Here is a 19339-nt window from a genome sequence, read left to right as displayed (position 1 = left end):
CTGCTGCGCCGTTGACCGACCGTTTGGCCAGTTTCAGCGCGAACAGCGGCATGGCGGCGATCGTCGCGGCCAGCCGCATGGTGTGCTCGGTCAGTTCCGCTCGCGGGACGACCCGGTTGACCATGCCGATGCGTTCGGCGTCGGCCGCGGGGAGAGTCCCGGCGGTGAACAGCAGCTCTTTCGCCTTGCGTATGCCGAATTCCCACGGGTGGTTGAAGAACTCCACCGCGTTGGCGCCCATCGCGACGACGTTGTCGACGAACTCGGCGTCCTCGGACGCCACGATCAGATCACACGGCCAGACCAGCATCAGCCCGCCCGCGATGACCTTGCCGTGCACCTCCGCGATGGTCGGTTTGGGGATGTTGCGCCATCGCTCGCTGAACCCGGCGTAGATCTCCTCCTCGCGGGCCATGAGTCCCTCGGCGCCCGGGCTGCCGAAGCCGGCCCAGGTGCCGACCGGCGTGCGCAGACCCATGTTGGCGCGCCAGTCGTGTTCGCGCAGGTCGTGTCCCGAGGAGAAGTGCGGGCCTTCGGCCGCCAGCACGATCACGTGGATGCCCTCGTCGCGGGCGGCCCGGTCGAACGCGTCGTTGAGGGCGTAGAGCAGCTCGGTGTTCTGCGCGTTGCGTGCGTCGGGACGGTTCAGGACGATCCGGGCGATCCTCGGCGTGCTGTCGTCGTAGCGGACCAGATCGCTCATCGCACACCCGCCCACAGCAGTCGCTCCGCGGCATCGGGATCGTTCGCCACGGTGACGGTGTCGGCGATCAGGCCGGTGGTCCGCCGCTGCGGCTCGTACCGCGCCCAGCCCGGATCGGCGTCGAGCACGAAAGCCCGATACATGCCGTGCAGGTTGTCGGCGACCGCGTCGGGGGCGTGCGCGCCGACCAGGGTGTGATTCTCCGGGCGGGTATGCGTTTTGAAGACGAATGGCAGGTCCACCGCGTGCGCGGCGCCGAGCCGCCCGCCGAGCCGCGGTGAGCGCCAGTCGAATCGGAAGGCCCACGCCGCGCCGCCCGCGTCGGTCTGCGCCTCGGCAAGGCGAATCGCCGGGATGCGGAAGAACCAGTCCGTGACGACCGCCGACAGCAGATCGCCCGCCGAGGCATCCGGCCGGGACACGCGATAGCGGGGGAGCGCGACGGCGGGGACCAGTCCGTATGCCTCGGCTCCGGCGGCCAGCGTCGGCTCATCGATCTGATCGATGGCGCCGGAAGCGACCAGGATGAGCCGGGCGTCCTCGGCATTGCTCCCGGCCAGGATCGCCACGTCGGTGTTCGCGCCGGAGGCGACTACCGCCAGCGGATCGTCGACGACGATCGAACCGTCCACCACGGGCGCGAACGGCAAGGTGGTCAGCGCCAATCGTCCCCATTTCGCCGGATCCGCGGCGGTTTGCACTTCGTGCAGCACCGCCCTGACGTGTATGGACAATTCGTCGATCGGCACGTCCGCGAAGGCGTCGAGCGAGGGCTCGATGCCGATGTGCGCGGCCACGTTGTCGATCAGCAGGCGCGCCTCGTCCGGGGTGACGGTGTTGGCCGCCGCTCCGGAGTGCGCGATCAGACCGCGGAACAGGCCCCGAGCGCGCGGCACGGCGAGCAGGGTGGTGGCGAGCATGGCGCCCGCGGACTGTCCCGCGATGGTCACCCGTGCCGGGTCGCCGCCGAAGGCCGCGATGTTGTCGCGCACCCACTCCAGCGCCGCCACCACGTCCAGGATGCCGAGATTGACCGTGTCCGCGCCGAAATGCAGCCACCCTTCGCCGCCGAGGCGATAGTTGACGGCCACCACGACCACCCCGCTCGCCGCGAATGCCGTGCCGTCGTAGGTCGGCAGGGCGTTGGAGCCATTGGTGAACGCTCCGCCGTGGATCCACACCAGGACCGGGCGCGCACCCTTGGTCGAGGAGGTCCAGACGTTGAGGTTGAGCACGTCGTCGCCCGGGATCGACACTTCGGGAACGAGCCCGTCGTAAGCGGGCACGTACGGCGCGCGTGCCGCGGTCGGGCCCGGATCGGTCGCGTCCCGGACCGTGGCCCACGCTTGCGGCGGCACCGGTGGAAGGAACCGATGCTTCCCCACCGGGGCGGCGGCGAAAGGGATACCGAGGAATTCGTGCACCGGCCCACGGGTGCGTCCGCGCACCGGTCCGTATCGGGTTTGGACGGTTTGCAACATATCTGACATTCGTTTCATCCTTGTTCGGAATTCAGCACATGTTGCAATCAAGCCCTACGGGATCTCGCTGGTCAAGAGCATCGTCGTGACCAATTAGTAACACATGTGCAACATAATGACTCTCTGTTGCATCACCGGTACGCTGGCCCGCATGGCATCTCGAACGCCTCTGCAGCGGGCGCTGGGGGACGTCGCGCAGCGGCGGCCCGAACCGATGGACGCTTTCCGTCTGGCGAAGCGAAAGTTCCTGCGCGGCGAGCGACTCGACGTCGGTCAGCTCGCGACCGAACTCGCGGTGAGCCGGGTGACGCTGTACCGCTGGGTCGGCAGCCGCGACCAGTTGTTGATGGAGGTCATCTGGTCGCTCACCGAGGCGACACTGCGCGACGAGTGGGAGCGGGTACGAGACGAGTCGGGCGCTCGGGTGCCCGCGCTGCTCGCCGCCTATCTCCGAGCGGTACTGGCGCAACCGGGAGCGCGGAAGTTCGTGTTGGAGGAGAACGAGCGTGCCATGAAGCTGCTCACCTTGGCGGGCAACGGGTTCCAGCCGCGCCTTGTGAAAGCCGTGGCCCGGTATCTCGCGCGCGATCTCGAGGACGAGCGCATCGCCACGACGCTGACCCTCGACGAGCTGGCCTACGCCAGCGTCCGGATCGCCGAGTCGTTCCACTACCTGCCGACGATCGCCGGGGCGCCCCCCGACCCGGACGGGGCGGAACGGGTCTTGAGCTCCCTGCTGCACAAAGGGCCGGGGTGACCAGCGGGCTCGCGCTCGATCACCTCCCTGTGCATAGACTGTCGGATCGAGGAGGAAGGACGCTGATGAAGCGAAAGCTGAACTGCCCCTGCGGAGAACTGATCGTCGGAACCGACGAGGATGATCTCGTGGCGAAGACGCAGGCCCATCTGGCCGAGAAGCATCCCGGCCACGACTACTCACGCGACGAGATCCTGTTCATCGCGTACTGACGAACAGCTGCGTGGAGGCCGCCGAGCAACCGCGGCGCATCACGGGCGGGGGCGCAAGCCTTCGATCATGTGTGTGGTCGTCTCGTCCACCAATTCGTCGGCGGTCTCGGCGGCGATCACGCCCGAGCCGACGAAGGTGGCCAGACCTTGTAGCGCGGCGACCGCGGACAGCGCGATCCGGCGCGGGTCGCCGTCGATCACCTCCCCCCGCTTCTGTGCTTCGGTGATGAGCGCGACCGGCGTCGCGAACGCCGCGTCGACGGCCCGGGACATCGCATCGCCCGCGGCGGGGCTGTGCCTGCGCGCGAACATCAACGCGACGAGCGCCGAGTTCTCGGTCGCGAAATGGAGATAGGTGCGGGCCAGGGCGCGGATGTGCCCATCGGCCGAGTCGGCGGCCGCGGTATGTGCCAAGGCGGCGGCGAGGCGTTGGAAGCCGGACACCGCGATGGCATCCAGTAGCGCCTGCTTGTCCTTGAAATGCCGGGTCGGAGCGGCGTGACTGACTCCGACGTCACGCGCAAGTCGGCGTAGCGACAAGCCGTCGACGCCGGACTCGCGCAGCGTGGCCTCGGCCCGCTGCAACAACTCGGCGCGCAGGTCGCCGTGGTGATAGGACCGGCTTCGAGTGATCGGCATGGTGTAGGCAGGATAACAAAATGTAGTCATTGCCTACTTTGTAGGCGGTGACTACATTGACTCGCATGACGGTTCGGACCTTCACCGCCCCGACCGCAGTGCTGACGGTCTTCGCGGCGCTGCTCGCCACCATGTACCTCGGCTACGCCAGCAATACCGAGAAGAACCTGCACGACTTCCCGGTGGCCCTGGTGAATCAGGACGTCGGCGACACGCTCGACGGCAAACCCGCCAATTTCGGCGCCCAGGTCAGCGACGCGCTGGTCGCGGGCATCCCGGCGGAGAAAATCGACCTGCGCGTCGTCGGTATCGCCGAAGCGCGCAAACAATTGCAGAACGGTGAGGTCTACGGCGCGATCGTGATCCCGTCCGACTTCACCAAGCGGCTCGCCATCCTCGGCGCCGCCGCCGTGGTGCCCGGTGCGGTCGAGCGCCCGGTGATCACCATCCACACCAACCCGCGAATCGGCCCCTACACCACCGGCATCATGCAGCGCATCGCCGACCGCGCGTTGCGTCGGGTGGACGAGACCGTCGGCAAGAGCCTGACCGATCGGGTGAACGCCGCCCTCGCCGCCGGGCCAGGCGCGCCGGTCGAGCCCAGCGGGGCCGCCCGGCTGATGCTCACCGATCCCGTGCAGATCGTCACCGCGCCCTACCGGCCGATGGACGACGGCGCCGGGCAGGGCCTCGTCGCGTTCTTCTACACCTTGATCCTGCTGCTGGCGGGCTTCACCGGCGCCATGATCATCCACACGCTCGTCGACTCGGTGCTCGGTTTCACGCCCACCGAATACGGCCCGTGGTTCGTGCACCCGCCGTCCACCGGCATCTCCCGGTTCCGCACGCTGCTGATGAAATGGGCGGTCATCGTCACCGCGGCTCCGGTTCTGTCGGGGATATTCCTCGGGGTCGCCTCGGCATTCAATGTCCCACTGGGCAGTCCGCTGCTGTTGTGGCTCTACGGAACACTGGCCATCGTCGCGGTCGGAGTGACCGCGCTCGCCGTGCTCGCCACCTTCGGCACCGCGGGGCTGCTGGTCAATCTGATCCTGTTCGTCGTCCTGGGCCTGCCCTCGTCGGCCGCCACGGTCCCGCTGGAGGCGACGCCCGCCTACATCGCGAACCTGGCCGCCTTCGAACCGATGCACCAGATCTACCTCGCCGTTCGCGCCATCCTGTTCTTCGACGCCCACGCCGAAGCCGGTTTCGGCCAGGGCTTGTGGATGACGGTGCTCGGCCTCGGGATCGGCCTGCTGCTCGGTGTGACCGCGACCTACGCCTATGACCGCCGCGGCCTGCACCGGGCTTCGGCTCCGACCGAGAACGCGCCGGTCATCGCGGTACCCGCCCTAGCTCGATGAAAGCGCGCCGCGCGGTGGTCAGCGTGGGCTACCGCGCGGTGTGAACCTCCCCGGCTCCTTGATCAGTAGAAGATCGAGCGTCGTGCGGATACCGGGCTGGGCGGCCACCACCGTCAGTGGTCACCGGCCGCCAGCAGCGCGTCCAGCTTCTCCGGGTCGACGCCGAAACCGGCGAGGCGGTTCAGCGGGATGGAGCACCCCGGCCCACGAATACTTCCGCGACCGCTACCGCACTGCCCGGGACGCTCTCACCCGCGCCATCGCCGACCTTCGCGAATCCGGCCGCGTACCGGCCGATCTGCATCCCGACCGCTTCGCCGTCCTCGACGGCCTGCAGACGCAGTGGCTGTACGACCCGGCCGTGGACATGGCCGATCACGTGGCGTACCTGTGGGAGCTGATCGAGCGCTCCGCGACGTCGTAGTATCGAGCTTGGTAGTCCGCCCCGGCCGTCCATCGTCGAGCCGGGCGGCAGCCACGGGGAGTGCAAGATGAGCGCACGCGAGGGCCTCCGCCCGCGACGGTTGCATCGCAGCACCCGGGTGCTGGTGGTCGCCGCCACGGTGTTCGTCGTGTCGCTGTTGGTGGTGCCTCGGCTGATCCGAGGCTACGTCAGCTGGCTGTGGTTCGGCGAAGTCGGCTTCCGTGGTGTCTGGCTGACCGTGCTGTTCACCCGGCTCTCGCTGTTCATCGCGGTCGCGCTGATCATCGGTGGCGTCCTTTTCGCGGTGCTGTGGCTCGCGTTCAGGTTCCGTCCGCTCTTCGTTCCCGAGTCCGAAGAGGAGAACAGTCTTCGGCCGTATCGGGCGGCGGCGCTCAGGCATCCGGTGCCGTTCGGTCTCGGCATCGCGACCACGCTGGGGCTCGTCTGCGGCCTTGCCGCGGAGTCGAGCTGGATGACCGTCCAGCTGTTCGTCCACGGCGGGTCCTTCGGCGTGTCCGACCCGCAATTCGGGCACGATGTCGGGTTCTTCGTCTTCGACCTTCCCTTCTATCGATTCGTACTCAACTGGCTGTTCATCGCCGTGGTCCTCGCCTTCGTCGCGAGCCTCGCCGCGCACTACCTGTTCGGTGGCCTGCGGCTGTCCAGAAAGACGGGCGGCCTGACGCACGCGGCCCGCGTCCAGCTCGCGATACTGGCCGGCTCGTTCATCCTCTTGAAGGCTGCCGCCTATTGGCTCGACCGGTACTCACTGCTATCCAGCCGCAGCAAGGAACCCACTTTCGCGGGCCCTGGCTACACCGACATCAACGCGGTGCTTCCCGCCCGCCTCATTCTCTTCGCGATCGCCGTGATCTGCGCCGTGGCGGTCTTCGCCGCCATCGTCGTGCGGGACCTGCGAATCCCGGCGATGGCCGCGGCGCTTCTGCTGCTGTCGTCGATCCTCGTCGGAGCCGTCTGGCCATTGGCCGTCGAGCAGTTCTCCGTCCGCCCGAACGCCGCCGACATGGAGCGCGTCTACATCCAACGCAACATCGCGGCCACCCGGCAGGCGTACGGGATCGGCAGCGACCGGGTCGAGTACCAGCCTTATCCCGGCGTCGGCACCAAGTCGCCGCCCGAGGTCCCCGCGGACGTCACCACGATCGGTGACGTCCGCCTGCTGGACCCGAGCGTGCTCTCCCGGACGTTCACCCAGCAACAACAGCTGAAGAATTTCTACAGCTTCCCACCGCATCTGGACCTGGATCGCTACCGGGTCGGTGGGCAACTGCGCGACTACGTGGTCGCGGCGCGCGAGCTGACCCCGACCGCGCTGAGCGGCAACCAGCGCCATTGGGTCAATCGGCACACCGTCTACACGCACGGCAACGGGTTCGTCGCCGCACCGGCCAACCGGGTGAACGCGGCGGTCCGCGAGGCCGCGGGCGATGCCGCGAGCAGCAACAGCGGATATCCGATCTACGCGGTCGGTGACATCGCGTCCCAAGCCTCCGGGCATCAGGTGATCCGAGTGGATCAGCCGCGCGTCTACTTCGGCGAAGTGATCGCCCATGCGAGCCCGGACTACGCCATCGTGGGCGGCGGCACCGAGCCCCGCGAGTACGACACCGACACCACCACCTACACCTACGCCGGCGCGGGCGGCGTCCCGATTGCCAATTGGGTCAACCGCCTCGCCTTCGCGGTGACCTACACCGAGCGCAATATCGTCTTCTCGAAGGCGATCGGTCCCGGTTCGAAGATCATCTTCAACCGCGATCCCCGCCATCGTGTCGAACTCGTCGCACCGTGGTTGACCACCGACAACGACCCCTACCCGGCGGTCGTGAACGGCCGGATAGTCTGGATCGTCGACGCGTACACCTCGATCGACGGCTACCCCTACGCCAAGCGCAGTTCGCTCGAAGCCCTCGAGCCGGGCGACGAGACCCAGCGGGAGTCGCCGCGAGAGATCTCCTACGTGCGCAACTCCATCAAGGCGACCGTCGACGCATACGACGGCACGGTCACCCTCTACCAGGTCGACCGGCAGGATCCGGTGCTGGCGGCCTGGATGAAGGTCTTCCCCGGCACGGTCCGACCGGAGGAGTCGATCAGCCCGGAGCTACGGGCGCACTTCCGGTATCCCGAAGACCTGTTCACGATCCAGCGTGAGATGCTCGCCAAATACCACGTCGACGAGCCGCGCGAATTCTTCACCACCAACGCGTTCTGGTCGGTGCCCAGCGACCCCACCGTGGAGTCCAACCCGCATCAGCCTCCGTTCTACGTCCTGGTCGGCGACCAGGCCGGCGCGGAACCGTCGTTCCGGCTGGCCAGCGCGATGGTCGGCTACAACCGGGAATTCCTCTCCGCCTACGTCTCCGCCCGCTCCGACCCGGAGGGCTACGGCAAGATCACCGTCTCGCAGTTGCCCACCGACACCCTCACTCAGGGTCCGCAACAGATCCAGAACTCGATGATCTCCGACACCAGAGTCGCTTCCGAGCGAACCCTGCTCGAGCGCTCGAACCGGATCCAGTACGGCAATCTGCTCACCCTGCCGATCGCCGACGGCGGCGTGCTCTACGCCGAGCCGCTGTTCACCGAACGGATCTCGACGGCACAGAACGCGTCGACATTCCCGCAATTGGCGCGAGTGCTGGTCAGTTACCGCGATCCCGGCACCGGCGGTGTCCTCGTCGGCTATGCGCCGACCCTCGCGGAGGCCCTGGAGCAGGTGTTCGGTCCGGCCACCGGCAGACTCGCCACGCCGCCCGGCGGCGGACCCGGTGCCCCACTGCCGCCGGGCCAACAGCCCGCCGCGCCACCGGTCGCGCAACCGCAGGCGCAGCCCCCGCCGGTGGATCAGGCGAAGATCGCCGAACTCAACGCGCAGATCGACCAGATCCGGGCCGCACTGGAACGTCTGCAGAAACAGCTGGGCGAACTCGAACGCAACGGCCGCTGACGCCCGCGTCGTCGGCCGCCCGCTACTGGTCGGATTCCGCTGCTGCCGAGTCACTTTCGAGGACCGCGCTGCGTTGCGAGTCCGGCAGGTGAACCAGAATCAGGCCGACGCCCGCGATGAGGAAGTTCTGCAACGCGGCCGACGAGGCGTTCACGTCGTCATTGGCCCACATGCGGAACCATTCGCCGCCGATGGTCAGGAACCCGCCCAAGAACAGCAGCACCGCCATGGTCCAGCCAAGACTCGACAGTTTCACGGCCGCGTTCAGACCGGCTCGCAGCCTGCGCGGCCGTCCGGTCAGCACCCGGCCCCATACGGCTCCCGCCGTGAGGAGCACGAAGGCGATCAGGAATTCCCAGATCACCACGAGGATGTAGGCGACGAGCGCGACATTGCCATTGGTGATCGCGCGCCAGTCCGTGCCCGGATTGTGGATCGTCGCTTTCATCGACAGCACAGCGGCCACGCCGTTGCGATTGGTGTCGGTGTCGACGCAATTGGTGAACGCGACGAACAGGTAGTAGAAGCCGGTGATGGTGGCCAGCGTCGCCACCGCCATCCGGCGACTGCCCACCACATCGAGAACCTTTGTGCCGCTGCGCGTCATCTGCCTACCTCGGGTCGACCGGCCAGGAGCTCCAAGCGTCGACGATCATATCGGTGCCCGATCACGCATTCTCCCCACGGCGGGGAGCCCGGCACGGCCGGGGACGAGTCGAAATGTTGTCTACCGCATGAGGTTCCGTCCGGCATCGCCCGGGGTCTGTGCGCGAGGCTGCCGGCTGTACGATCGGCGGCAGCGGGCGGGGGACGTCGTGAAACGCGACGACTGCGCCACCCGGGTGTGGTGGCGCAGTCGTCAACTGTGCGCTCCGAAGGCTCGGCGGAAGCGCCGAATCCACCGGCTTCTACTGGGCGGTGGTCTGTCGCTTCGGCAGCTTCCACCCCGGCCGGGGAAAGTGGCAGGTATAGCCGTCCGGGTAACGCAGCAGGTAGTCCTGATGCTCCGGCTCGGCCTCCCAGAACTCACTCGCCGGGGTCACCTCGGTGACCACCTTGCCGGGCCACAGGCCGGAGGCGTCCACGTCGGCGATGGTGTCCAGGGCGACGCGCTTCTGGTCGTCGTCGAGATAGAAGATCGCCGAGCGGTAGCTGCTTCCGATGTCGTTGCCCTGGCGGTCCTTCGTCGTCGGATCGTGGATCTGGAAGAAGAACTCCAGCAGTTGCCGGAAGTCCGTCCTGGTCGGGTCGTAGACGATCTCGATCGCCTCGGCATGGCCAGGGTGGTTCCGGTACGTGGGATGGTCGTTGCGTCCACCGGTGTAGCCGACGCGTGTCGACACCACCCCCGGCTGCTTGCGGATCAAGTCCTGCATGCCCCAGAAGCATCCACCGGCCAGAATCGCCTTGCGCGTGTCGGTCACGCCTCCTCCTTCGCGAAGAGAGTCCTGTACTGCCCATAGCCTTCCGCCTCGAGGTCGTCGAGGTGGATGAACCGCAGCGCAGTCGAATTGATGCAGTACCGCAAGCCGCCCGCCGCGCGGGGACCGTCGGTGAACACGTGCCCGAGATGGCTGTCGCCGTGTGCCGAGCGCACCTCGGTGCGGACCATCAGATGGCTGAAGTCCCGCTTCCGCACCACGTTCCCGGCTTCGATCGGCTTGGTGAAACTCGGCCATCCACTTCCGCTGTCGAACTTGTCGACCGAGGCGAACAACGGCTCACCCGACACCACATCCACATAGATGCCCGGCTCGTGGTTGTCCCAGTACTCGCCCGTGAACGCCCGCTCCGTGCCGTTCTCCTGAGTGACGTGGTACTGCTCAGGCGTCAAGGCGGCGACCGCCGCGGGATTCCGGTTGTACTCCCGTGCCACATGACCTCCTCATATCGGCCCCTGGTACAACCAGGGCACCGGCATGGAAAATCCCGTGCGAGCCGGGCGTCACATTCCGGTCCGGGCAACCGTGCCCACGGCGGCCGCCCGTCGTCACCGACGGCGTCGGTCGTCCCGCTATACCGTGGAACTCGCGGTGGCTTCCGGGGCGGGAGGGGCAACGCTCGGGGGCGCCTTTCTCCGGGGCACTGTGAATACGGCGACCAGGCAGAGAACCGCGACAACGAAGCACGCGAGGGTGTACCACAGATTCCCGATCGGGTCTCCTTCGCTGGTCACACCGTCGACGGCGGCGAAGAAATCGGGCAACGCGGTGGCCCAGAGCAATGCCATCACGCCCAGGTACACCACGCCGTAAATGCGGACGAAGTCGTTCGTATAGGGCGCCGCGTCCGAGTCGCCGCGACGCAGCCGGAGCCACTGGCGGGTCAGGATCACCACGGCGGCAATGGAGAGGACGGCCAATTCGGCGGCGTAGAGCACGCCACGCACCGTGGTGCTACCCATGCCGAAGACGGTCGCGGGGATGGGCAGCACCGCTGTGCCCAACGACGCGAGAATGCCGATGACGATCGTGCGCCCGACCAGCTGCCCTCCGGAGAAATTTCGGCCCTGGTCGATGTGGCGGCCGACGAACAATTGGACGCAGAAGGCGAGCGACATCGGCCACAGAGCGGCGAAGACGACCACGCTCGGAAGCGGTACCGAATCGAACATCGGTTGATTGATCGGGTTGTCGACCGACCACTCCCACCAGCGCAGCTGCGGGCCGAGATGATCGAAGATCTCGTAGAAGGCGTGGTGGACGAAGCCCACGCACACCGATCCGGCGAGCACCCCGTAGTGCCGGAAGACCCCGAGAATCCTGACCAGTTCGAACGCGAGGGTGGCCATGAACGGGTAGATCGCGATGATGTAGAGCGGTAATCGGCCCCAGAGGAATTCCACGGTGAACAGGTTGTGCGCGAACATCGTGTCGACGTGCGCGTCGATGCCGAACGCCGCGGGGAAGTACAGCGGCGGCTCGATGATGAACAGATACGCGGTCGCCCCGAACCAGAGCACCAAGTTGGTGGGATCGCCGTGGCGGCGCAGCCGCACGATGGCGTAGATCAGGGCCAGGACCGCGCCGAGGACGATCGTGAATTCGAGGACGGGCAGGGTCCAGTTCTCCAACGTGAAAGGGTTCCGCACCTCGAGCGGCCCGCCCGCCTCCTCGCAGGAGAAGCCGAGCGCGGTCGCGAGACGGTCGAAGGTGGGTGCGCAATGATCAGCCATCGGTCCGGCTCCTAGCGTGCGACCGTGTCGGCGGTGTACCAGTGCGAGACGTCGTAGCCGGCGTCATAGCGTTCGAACCACACGGCGGCCAGTTCGGGTAGTTTCTCGTGGTCCGGATTGTGCTTCGGCAATTGACTGCGGATGACGCCCACCAGCGCGGCGAGTTGTTCACCGAGCGGCAGGTGGTCGAACGCACGCGGCATCGGGCCGTTGTCCTCGGCCTGCAGAAACGGCAACCATTTGCGCAGCTTCTGCCTCCGCCGGTAATTCGCGAACATCGACAGCGCGTCGACCTTGCGCTCCTCGCGGGGGACATGCTTGTTGAAGCCCGCGCAGGCCAACCGGATCACCTTCATCACGTGACGGAAGATCGACGGCGCCATGCGCATCCGATACACATCGCTCCCGACGACGGAATCGAAGATGATCAGCGCGGAACTGCGATGTTCGACCTCTTCGACGAAGTGCCAGATGAACAGCGACGCCACCCGGTCGTCGCCCGGCCGGAACAAGGTCGAGTCGTTGTCGAGCATCAATTTGAACACCGGAGTGAACGTCGCTTCGAGATCGGCGGTGTAGGCGAGGCGGTATTCGACCGAAGTGTTCACGGTGAGGCGGTCGAATTCCGCGATCACTTCGTTGAGCGTCTCCTGCAGTCCCGGGTACCGCCGGATAAGGGCATTGGCGTGCTGGCGGTGGGCGGTGGAGTGCTGCCCCTCCTGGCGCACGAACGCGTCGGCTTCCTCGGCGACCTCGGGATCGGTGATCAGGGGCATGGCCTCGCGGATCATGTTGACGATCATCTTCTCGAAGCCGATCGCCAGGAAGGACACCGCATTGGCCATGGACGAGAAGGCCGGATTCTCCTCGTTCCACAAGAAGGGCACGTCGTAGTCCGCGAATGCGAAGCGCATCTTCCGCACTTGAAGATCGGTCACTGGGCTATACCTCGACTTTCCGAAAACGAACCGGTCCGGCGGCACCACCCGATGCGCCGAGCCGCGTTGCAGTGATCATACATACGGCTGTCCAACTGTATGATCAGAATCGCGCTCGAACCGGGACTCCGGCACCCTTGTGATACGGTCGAACCCTTGATCCGGAGGGTCGGCAGGCTTTCCGTCAGGGGGTTCGGAAGCGACGGGCTTCGAGTCGAGGAAGCGGGCAGTGGCAGGAAGGCGCGGGTGGGGCGGGAGTCCGCCGAAGGACGACGAGGAAGCCTCGCGTCGCATCGTCGCCGCCGCGGTCGAACTGATCGGACGGACGGGTTCGGAGATCGGCATCGCCGACGTCGCCGAGTCGCTCGGCGTCATCCGGCAGACGGTCTACCGGTACTTTCCCAGCGCGGACGCGCTGATGACCGCGGCGGCGATCGCCTCCGTCGACGGGTTCCTCGATCGGCTGACACAGCACGTCAGCGGGTTGGAGGACGCCGTGGAAGCGATGACCGAGGGGGTGGTCTACACCCTCGCCGAGGTCCGTCGAACACCCCACCTCGGCATCTTGCTGTCGAGCACGTACTCGAACGTCCATCCGGAGAGCCTGACCTCCGAAGAGGCGCAAGCCTTCGGCATGACGATGATCAAGCGCTTCGACGTCGACTGGGCGCGTTACGGATACGACGACGAGTCGCTGCACGAGCTGGTCGAATACGTCCTGCGCACGATGCAGTCGTTCTTCATTTCCCCGGGCAATCCACCGCGCGGCGAAGATGATCTGCGACGGTATCTACGGCGCTGGATGGGCGCAGCGATCATCGCCCAGGCGAAGCCCTCCGCGAGCGTCCAGGGGTTTGCGCCGTAATCGGTTGCGGCACTTGTGGTGTGCCGCCGATGTGGACGAGGCGAGTCGGATCAGCTCGCGTCGTCGAGCCGTACCGTCACGAAGACGCGGCCGCGTTCGTCGCGTCGCGCTACCGCGTGCCCGGGTCGGTCGGCGCCGTTCAGATGGAGCGTGATGGGGCCGCCCTCGCCCAAGAAGTTCCGCCACCACGTCTTCCGGTCCGGCAACGCGACTCCGATGACGAGCTCGTCCGCTTTTCGCCAGTAGTTGACCGGTGTGCTGAACGTCCGCCCGGACCGTCGCCCCACATAGGTGATCACCACGAATCCTCTGCCCAGCAGGCGCCCGAGTACCGGCGCGTCGAGCATGGCTGCCACCCCGGCGTTCACCGCTCGCACGACGCGTCCCAGCACCGTCTTCAGTTCCACGAATTCCTCCAGCCACCCACGGACATCGCCCAAACCCTAACCGCTTTCGCGGCGACGAGCCCGCCGCGGTGGGCCGGACGGTCACCGAAATGTCGTTTTGCGACGCTCGACTTCCGGTTGTGGGCAGGATTCGCCAATTGACCGGCACCTCGAACGGACTCGCTTCGATACTCGTGCGACGACCGTCATCACGGCGGCCGGAGGGTTCATGCGCAGAAGGGAAACCGATGACAACCAGCCTGCCCGCATTCCCCGCGGCGAACGAGGATCTGCTGGACACCTGCATCCGGCTCCGGGAGATCGCGCCGGTGGTCGAGGTGGAGTTCCCCGGCGGCGTGCCCGCCTACCTGGCCCTGACGCACGACGCGGTGCGTGAGATCCTCGCCGGGGACAACAAGACCTTCGCGCGGGATCCGAAGCATTGGCCGGCCCTGCACGACGGTTCGATCGCGGAGGACTGGCCGCTGCGCGCCGTCGTGCAGGGCGATCACCTGTCCACCAAGGACGGTGACGACCACCGGCGGCTGCGGGGTCTGATCAGCAAGGCGTTCACGCCGGGCCGGGTGCAGGCGCTCGAGCCGCGCATCCAGGCGATCATCGACCGATTGCTGGACGACGTGATCGCCGCCGGTGACGGCGTCGATCTGGTGCCCACCTTCACCGAAGCGCTGCCGATGGCGGTGATCTGCGAACTGTTCGGGGTGCCTGAGCCGGAGCGGGACCGGCTGCGACGCTGGACCGCAACCCTGCTGGCCCACACCACACCGCCGGAGGAAGCATTCGCGACGCAGAACTCGCTGATGACATACCTGTACGAACTGGCGGACCGGAAACAGGAAACGCCCGGCGACGACCTCACCACCGGTCTGGTCCAAGCTCGCGATCGAGACGACAAACTCACGGCCGATGAACTGGTCGCCGTTCTGTGGATCATGCTGGTGGCCGGGCACGAGACCACGGTGCATCTGCTCGGGCACGCCATTCTGGCGCTGTCGCGACACCCCGAGCAGCTCGCCCTCGCGAAGGCGGAAAACCGCTGGGGTGATGTGGTCGAAGAGACTGTGCGCTACCGCCATTCGGTGATGATGACGAGCTGGCGATTCACGCTGACGGACGTGACCGTGGCCGGAGTCGCCATACCCAAGGGCCAGGCGGTCGGTGTCGCGTACCAGGCCTGCGGGATCGACCCGGCCGAATACGGCGAGACCGCGAACGAGTTCGACATCACGAGGGAGCAGCGCGGCGGACATCTCGGATTCGGTCACGGGCCGCGGTACTGCATCGGCGCGGGCCTGGCCCGCCTGGAGGGCCGTCTCGCGCTCGCCTCGCTGTACCGTCGGCTGCCGAACCTGGAACTCGCCATCGACCCCGACGAAATCCCGTACTCGCCGTCGTTCTTCACCGTCGGACCCCTGTCCATCCCGGTGAAACTGGGCGCCGAGAAGCAGTAACCCTTGCCCGGCGCGGCAGCCGAACCACGAGGTCTCGGGTCCCGACTTTCGTGCCGGTTGCCGCGCCGGTCGACTCGCAATTGCCGATAATCGGTCAGCGTGGTGAACGACTCGCTGGGCGCCCGGCCACGGCGCACTCGATGCATGTTCACATGGTCGGCAAGTTTGCGCGGATGGCGCCCGGGCCGTTCGCGTCGCGGCGGATAGTCGAACCCTGCAACGTTTCCGCTGTTCAAAGGTCTATTGCGAACGGGAAACGCATTGTCGGATCTGGCGCGATCGGATCATGTGTCGTGTCACGCTGCTGCGGTCCGCAGTTCCGTAGCAACTGGCAGGAAGGATCGATGACGCCGATGTCACAAGGAGATCCGATCGTCGGGACCACGTCCGAACAGCTCGCCCGGATCGCAGTCCAGGGGCCCTGGGACGCCCAAGGGCAGGTGCGCCCGGAAGCGGTGCAGTTCGCGTCGAACTTGGTGAGCGCCGTGCGTAAGCGCAGCGGCAAGGGGCTGGTGCCCGATGACGTGGACGACCTGGTGAACCGGGCGCTGAACGTCGCGGTGCCGACGTTCCCGCGCATCGAAGGGGCGGGCGGGATCGGTCTGTCGGCGCACATGCTGCGTCAGACCACCACCCGGCCGTGCCCGCTGGTGGTCTTCCCCGCCGGGTGGACACCCGTCGGCTGGCCCTTGTTCGAGTACGCCTATCTCACCCTCGCGTGGAAGGGCTATCACGTGCTGGCCTACACGCCGCGCGGAATCGGCTGGACCGCCACACCGGGAACGAACCTGCCGTGGTTCGGCACGTCCGAAGGCACCGTCGATGTCGCTGGTCCATGGGACCGGGCCGACGGCAAGAAGGTGCTCGACTACGCGATAGACGAGCTCGCCCCCAGCGGCATCGCCTTCATGGGTGAGTCCTACGGCTCGGGCATCAGTCAGCTCGTGGCCGCGCACGATGACCGGGTCGACGTCGTCGTCGCGCTCAGTACCTGGGGCAACCTCGCCACCAGTCTGTACGACAACGGCACCCGCCATCTGAAGGCGGTCGAGGCACTGATCGGCCTGACCGGTGGCGAGCAGGCGGAGAAGTTCGACGAAGAAGCACTGGAGATCCTGGCGAAGTTCGCCGAGGGGGTGGACATGGATCCGGTTGTCGAGTGGGGCACCGAACGCGCACCGGAACGCTATGTCGGCTCCCGTGATATTCCGACCTTCTTCTCGAATACCTGGCACGAGGGGCTTTTCCCGGTGAACCAGGTGCTGGAGACCTTCGAGAAGCTTCCGCGCCCGAAACGGCTGAACATGTGGATCGGCGACCACGCGGCGCCGGAAGGCCCCGGCCTGATCGCTCCACCCATGCCCGGTGCGGGCCCGAACGAGCCACTGCGCGAGGCATACGCCTGGCTCGATCACTACCTGAAGGACGAGGACAACGGCGTCGACGCGTGGCCGGAGATCAGCAATCAGGTCATGTTCACCTACGTGACCACTCCGGGCGCCGGGAACGGCAAGAATGTGATCGTCGAACCGGCGCGGCGCGAGGAGAAGGCCTCGTGGGCGGACGTCACCACCGACACGGAAGTGCTGGTCTTGACCGATGAGCGTGAGGGCGGCGACGGTGTGCTGACCCCCGATTCCACGGGCGGTTGGCAACGCAGTTTCACGGTGGGCGAGGAGCCCGAGGTCGTCGCCATGGACAAGCTCATGACGACGGGCCAGGAGGAGTGGTCGGGCAATCCCAAGGTCTACCGAATCGATGAGATCGACCGCGGTCATGCCCTCGTCTGGTCGACGGGGCCGCTGCTCGCAGCACGGGGCGGCGTCGCCAGGCAGATTCGCGGGATCCCGCGGTTGCAAGTGACCATCGACAGCACCGACGAGTCCGCGACGGTGGTCGCCTATCTGCTCGATGTCGACGAGAACGGCTCGGCGAGAATCATCACCCACGAACCGAAGACGACGGAGTCCGGTCTGCCCGCGACCGTTTCGTGGGAGCTGCAAGCAGCCGCCTACGATCTCCCCGACGGCCATCGGTTGATGCTCGTCCTCGACGGCATGGATCCGCTGTATTCCAGCGCGAACAAGGCCGGTTCGACGATCACCGTCAGCGCACCGGATGGCGCCCCGTCCTGCCTGGAGTTGCCGCTCGGCTGACCGTTGCGCGTGGCCCGGGCGGGCAAACCATCCGGGCCACGCCATGGTCGACGACGGATCGGGCCACGACCACGATTCGGCGGTCCTCAGCCCGGCGCGAACGTCACCACCAAGACATCGCGATAGGCGGGGCGGCTCCGATCCACCGGACGCACCGGCGAAACACTGTGCAAGGTGCGGCGGTCATCGCCCAGCAGCAGCGTTCCCGGCCGATCGAGGGTGGTCCGCAGCAGTCGTCGTCCGCTCGGATCGAACACCGAACTCGCACCGCCCAGGGCATTCTGCCGTCCCACCAGAAGCGAGGAGACCAAGGTGACGCCGTCGCGGTGGCGGCCTTCCGGTGTGGGCAGGCCGTGCGCGTCCGCCGAGGCGATGACCCGGAAGGGATGTACTTTCGCGCTCCACCGCGCCGGGGCTTCCAGCGCCGTCGCCAATCGCGCGAGCAGTCGCAGCACCGCCACGAAAACAGGGTCGGTCACGAATGCGTCGGTCAAGGGCTCGAAAGTGCGGTCCACGCCGATATAGAGCGGGTTGGATTCCTCGGGCTGTACGAACGAATCCGACGACAACAGGCCGATCCGACCGGCCGAACCGGTGAGCGAGAACCGGCCGTACCGGCGCAGCCTGCGCGTGCCACGGGCGTCGGCGTAGACGTCCGGATGCAAGTCTTCCCAGTGTCGGCGAAATCGTTCCCAGTCGGCCGGCTCCAGGTCGAGGCTCGCGGTCGTGACGTCAGCGGGCAGGAGGTGCACGCCGTCGGCGACCAAGGCGTCGCTCGCGGTCCGTTGTACCTGCTCCGCCGTCTGCCCTTCCGGGTTCAACGGACGTGGGGCCGGGTGGGCGCGGAGATGGCGTCGTCCTCCGCCGCGATCACGACGTCGTAGTCGTGTTCGGTGAACCGCCGGGCCAGTTCCAAACCGATACCGCTGGAGGCTCCCGTGACGAGTGCGAGTGGTGTGTCGGTCATGTGCTGGGGCTACCCACTGAAGCCGCACCCATACTCGGGTCCGACCGGCTCGGTAGTCTGCAGGGGTGTCCGCCGCGCCCGCCGACGCTGACGCACCGATCGTTCCGGTGCGAGACGGAGTGTTCTTCACACTTCCCGCCGCGTTGCCGCGGGGACGGCACAATCTGGGGCGGGAGCAGGTGATGGCGGCGCAGCGGGAACGGTTGCTGGTCGCCGTGACCGAACTGCTCGCCGCCCGCGGTTACGCCGGATTCGGTCCCACCGATGTCGCCAAACGGGCCGGAGTGTCCTTGGCGGCGTTCTACGACGCGTTCGCCAATAAGGACGAGTGCGTATTCGCGGGCTACGACCGCTTCATCCAAGTGCTGCTGACCCAGCTGACCGCCGCGGACCTCAAGGGCCGGGACCGCAGATCCATCGTCGCCGACGCCCTCGGCCAGTACCTCGGCTCCCTGCAGAACGACCTGGTCGTAGCGCGCGCCTACCAGGTGGAGATCGACGGGCTCGGGCCGGCCGCCCGGCGACGCAGGCGCAAGTCGATCCGGCTGTTCGCCGAGTACATCCGCGGTCTGGTACAGAGCGCCAGCGGGAACCGGCAGCCACTGTTGTCCGTCACCGCGTACATGGGTGTCGTCTACGCCGTACGCCAGCTCACCGCCGACGCGCTCGACGAGTCGGGCGAGCCGGATCTGACCGCGCTGAGCGCCGACCTGGAGCCCTGGCTCACCGATCTGTTCCGCGAACACTGATCCGGCGCGCGCGGCCGCGAGCCCGACTTGACATGACAGCCGCCGTCGCGCAGCATTGGCGTAAAGCTCGTTACTTCGAT

Annotated in this window: 18 protein-coding genes and 2 pseudogenes; 9 read left to right on the top strand and 11 right to left on the bottom strand. The window is 66.9% G+C overall.

From position 1 onward, the window contains the following. Window positions 1-34 precede the first annotated feature (34 nt). Together ACIA5H_RS33195 and ACIA5H_RS33190 are read right to left on the bottom strand one after the other, a co-directional pair. Window positions 35-703, bottom strand: a pseudogene (locus ACIA5H_RS33195) (enoyl-CoA hydratase); the annotation flags it as partial. After that, window positions 700-2193 (bottom strand): carboxylesterase/lipase family protein, encoded by a 1494-nt coding sequence (locus tag ACIA5H_RS33190; protein WP_397079829.1) that lies wholly within the window; start codon window positions 2191-2193, stop codon window positions 700-702. The gene ACIA5H_RS33190 and the pseudogene ACIA5H_RS33195, both read right to left, overlap by 4 nt. A gap of 142 nt (window positions 2194-2335) precedes the next feature. On the opposite strand from ACIA5H_RS33190, the gene ACIA5H_RS33185 reads away from it, so the two are divergent. After that, entirely contained in the window at window positions 2336-2941 is a 606-nt protein-coding gene (locus ACIA5H_RS33185) for a QsdR family transcriptional regulator (protein ID WP_397079827.1), read from the top strand. A 65-nt stretch (window positions 2942-3006) separates the two neighbouring features. Continuing rightward, window positions 3007-3153, top strand: coding sequence for a DUF1059 domain-containing protein (locus tag ACIA5H_RS33180; RefSeq protein WP_379253700.1), 147 nt, complete (start codon window positions 3007-3009; stop codon window positions 3151-3153). A 39-nt stretch (window positions 3154-3192) separates the two neighbouring features. Here ACIA5H_RS33180 and ACIA5H_RS33175 read toward each other — a convergent pair whose 3' ends face one another. Beyond that, on the bottom strand, window positions 3193-3792 hold the full coding sequence (locus tag ACIA5H_RS33175; RefSeq protein ID WP_397079824.1) for a TetR/AcrR family transcriptional regulator: 600 nt from the start codon (window positions 3790-3792) through the stop codon (window positions 3193-3195). 65 nt (window positions 3793-3857) lie between these two features. Between ACIA5H_RS33175 and ACIA5H_RS33170 the strand changes: the two genes are divergently transcribed. From ACIA5H_RS33170 to ACIA5H_RS33160, 3 genes are all read left to right on the top strand, one after another. Further along, window positions 3858-5156 carry a DUF3533 domain-containing protein gene (locus tag ACIA5H_RS33170; RefSeq protein ID WP_397079822.1) on the top strand — a complete coding sequence of 433 codons (1299 nt, stop codon included), beginning with the start codon at window positions 3858-3860 and terminating at the stop codon, window positions 5154-5156. Between the two features lie 82 nt (window positions 5157-5238). Then, complete coding sequence (locus ACIA5H_RS33165) at window positions 5239-5580, top strand: hypothetical protein (protein WP_397079820.1); 342 nt, start codon at window positions 5239-5241, stop codon at window positions 5578-5580. A 67-nt stretch (window positions 5581-5647) separates the two neighbouring features. Beyond that, window positions 5648-8551 carry a UPF0182 family protein gene (locus ACIA5H_RS33160; protein ID WP_397079818.1) on the top strand — a complete coding sequence of 968 codons (2904 nt, stop codon included), beginning with the start codon at window positions 5648-5650 and terminating at the stop codon, window positions 8549-8551. Window positions 8552-8573: 22 nt separating this feature from the next. Here the strand turns inward: ACIA5H_RS33160 and ACIA5H_RS33155 are convergent, their stop codons facing one another. From ACIA5H_RS33155 to ACIA5H_RS33135, 5 genes are all read right to left on the bottom strand, one after another. Next, window positions 8574-9158 carry a DUF2165 domain-containing protein gene (locus ACIA5H_RS33155; protein WP_397079816.1) on the bottom strand — a complete coding sequence of 195 codons (585 nt, stop codon included), beginning with the start codon at window positions 9156-9158 and terminating at the stop codon, window positions 8574-8576. A gap of 301 nt (window positions 9159-9459) precedes the next feature. Next, window positions 9460-9975, bottom strand: a complete 516-nt coding sequence (gene msrA, locus ACIA5H_RS33150; protein ID WP_397079814.1) for a peptide-methionine (S)-S-oxide reductase MsrA — start codon at window positions 9973-9975, stop codon at window positions 9460-9462. Beyond that, on the bottom strand, window positions 9972-10427 hold the full coding sequence (msrB, locus tag ACIA5H_RS33145) for a peptide-methionine (R)-S-oxide reductase MsrB (RefSeq protein ID WP_355075479.1): 456 nt from the start codon (window positions 10425-10427) through the stop codon (window positions 9972-9974). Before msrB ends, msrA begins: the two co-directional genes overlap by 4 nt. 138 nt (window positions 10428-10565) lie before the next feature. Further along, a complete protein-coding gene (locus ACIA5H_RS33140; protein ID WP_379253695.1) occupies window positions 10566-11726 on the bottom strand; it encodes a hypothetical protein in 1161 nt (386 codons plus the stop codon). An 11-nt stretch (window positions 11727-11737) separates the two neighbouring features. Continuing rightward, window positions 11738-12664 (bottom strand): metal-dependent hydrolase, encoded by a 927-nt coding sequence (locus ACIA5H_RS33135; protein ID WP_397079811.1) that lies wholly within the window; start codon window positions 12662-12664, stop codon window positions 11738-11740. A 229-nt stretch (window positions 12665-12893) separates the two neighbouring features. On the opposite strand from ACIA5H_RS33135, the gene ACIA5H_RS33130 reads away from it, so the two are divergent. Next, complete coding sequence (locus ACIA5H_RS33130; protein ID WP_397079809.1) at window positions 12894-13529, top strand: TetR/AcrR family transcriptional regulator; 636 nt, start codon at window positions 12894-12896, stop codon at window positions 13527-13529. A 50-nt stretch (window positions 13530-13579) separates the two neighbouring features. Here ACIA5H_RS33130 and ACIA5H_RS33125 read toward each other — a convergent pair whose 3' ends face one another. Continuing rightward, window positions 13580-13930 carry a hypothetical protein gene (locus ACIA5H_RS33125; protein WP_379253875.1) on the bottom strand — a complete coding sequence of 117 codons (351 nt, stop codon included), beginning with the start codon at window positions 13928-13930 and terminating at the stop codon, window positions 13580-13582. Window positions 13931-14163: 233 nt separating this feature from the next. Here ACIA5H_RS33125 and ACIA5H_RS33120 point away from each other — a divergent pair, with 233 nt between their 5' ends. Both ACIA5H_RS33120 and ACIA5H_RS33115 read left to right on the top strand, forming a co-directional pair. Continuing rightward, window positions 14164-15387, top strand: coding sequence for a cytochrome P450 (locus ACIA5H_RS33120; protein WP_379253693.1), 1224 nt, complete (start codon window positions 14164-14166; stop codon window positions 15385-15387). A gap of 353 nt (window positions 15388-15740) precedes the next feature. After that, entirely contained in the window at window positions 15741-17543 is a 1803-nt protein-coding gene (locus tag ACIA5H_RS33115; protein WP_397079806.1) for a CocE/NonD family hydrolase C-terminal non-catalytic domain-containing protein, read from the top strand. An 86-nt stretch (window positions 17544-17629) separates the two neighbouring features. Here ACIA5H_RS33115 and ACIA5H_RS33110 read toward each other — a convergent pair whose 3' ends face one another. Together ACIA5H_RS33110 and ACIA5H_RS33105 are read right to left on the bottom strand one after the other, a co-directional pair. After that, window positions 17630-18364, bottom strand: a complete 735-nt coding sequence (locus tag ACIA5H_RS33110) for a 2OG-Fe dioxygenase family protein (RefSeq protein ID WP_397079804.1) — start codon at window positions 18362-18364, stop codon at window positions 17630-17632. A 26-nt stretch (window positions 18365-18390) separates the two neighbouring features. Further along, window positions 18391-18510: pseudogene (locus tag ACIA5H_RS33105) on the bottom strand (SDR family NAD(P)-dependent oxidoreductase); the annotation flags it as partial. 65 nt (window positions 18511-18575) lie between these two features. Here ACIA5H_RS33105 and ACIA5H_RS33100 point away from each other — a divergent pair. Next, window positions 18576-19259 (top strand): TetR/AcrR family transcriptional regulator, encoded by a 684-nt coding sequence (locus tag ACIA5H_RS33100; RefSeq protein ID WP_355075491.1) that lies wholly within the window; start codon window positions 18576-18578, stop codon window positions 19257-19259. Window positions 19260-19339 lie beyond the last annotated feature (80 nt).

The sequence above is a fragment of the Nocardia sp. NPDC051900 genome (assembly GCF_044452545.1).
Classification (GTDB): Bacteria; Actinomycetota; Actinomycetes; order Mycobacteriales; family Mycobacteriaceae; genus Nocardia; species Nocardia sichangensis.
Note: the sequence above shows the minus strand (reverse complement) of the source record. Positions and strands in the feature narration are given on the sequence as shown.

Coding starts and splice junctions, on each gene's coding strand:
- ACIA5H_RS33190 (WP_397079829.1), bottom strand. CDS start 2,193: ATGTCAGATATGTTGCAAACCGTCCAAACCCGATACGGACCGGTGCGC.
- ACIA5H_RS33185 (WP_397079827.1), top strand. CDS start 2,336: ATGGCATCTCGAACGCCTCTGCAGCGGGCGCTGGGGGACGTCGCGCAG.
- ACIA5H_RS33180 (WP_379253700.1), top strand. CDS start 3,007: ATGAAGCGAAAGCTGAACTGCCCCTGCGGAGAACTGATCGTCGGAACC.
- ACIA5H_RS33175 (WP_397079824.1), bottom strand. CDS start 3,792: ATGCCGATCACTCGAAGCCGGTCCTATCACCACGGCGACCTGCGCGCC.
- ACIA5H_RS33170 (WP_397079822.1), top strand. CDS start 3,858: ATGACGGTTCGGACCTTCACCGCCCCGACCGCAGTGCTGACGGTCTTC.
- ACIA5H_RS33160 (WP_397079818.1), top strand. CDS start 5,648: ATGAGCGCACGCGAGGGCCTCCGCCCGCGACGGTTGCATCGCAGCACC.
- ACIA5H_RS33155 (WP_397079816.1), bottom strand. CDS start 9,158: ATGACGCGCAGCGGCACAAAGGTTCTCGATGTGGTGGGCAGTCGCCGG.
- ACIA5H_RS33140 (WP_379253695.1), bottom strand. CDS start 11,726: ATGGCTGATCATTGCGCACCCACCTTCGACCGTCTCGCGACCGCGCTC.
- ACIA5H_RS33120 (WP_379253693.1), top strand. CDS start 14,164: ATGACAACCAGCCTGCCCGCATTCCCCGCGGCGAACGAGGATCTGCTG.
- ACIA5H_RS33115 (WP_397079806.1), top strand. CDS start 15,741: ATGTCACAAGGAGATCCGATCGTCGGGACCACGTCCGAACAGCTCGCC.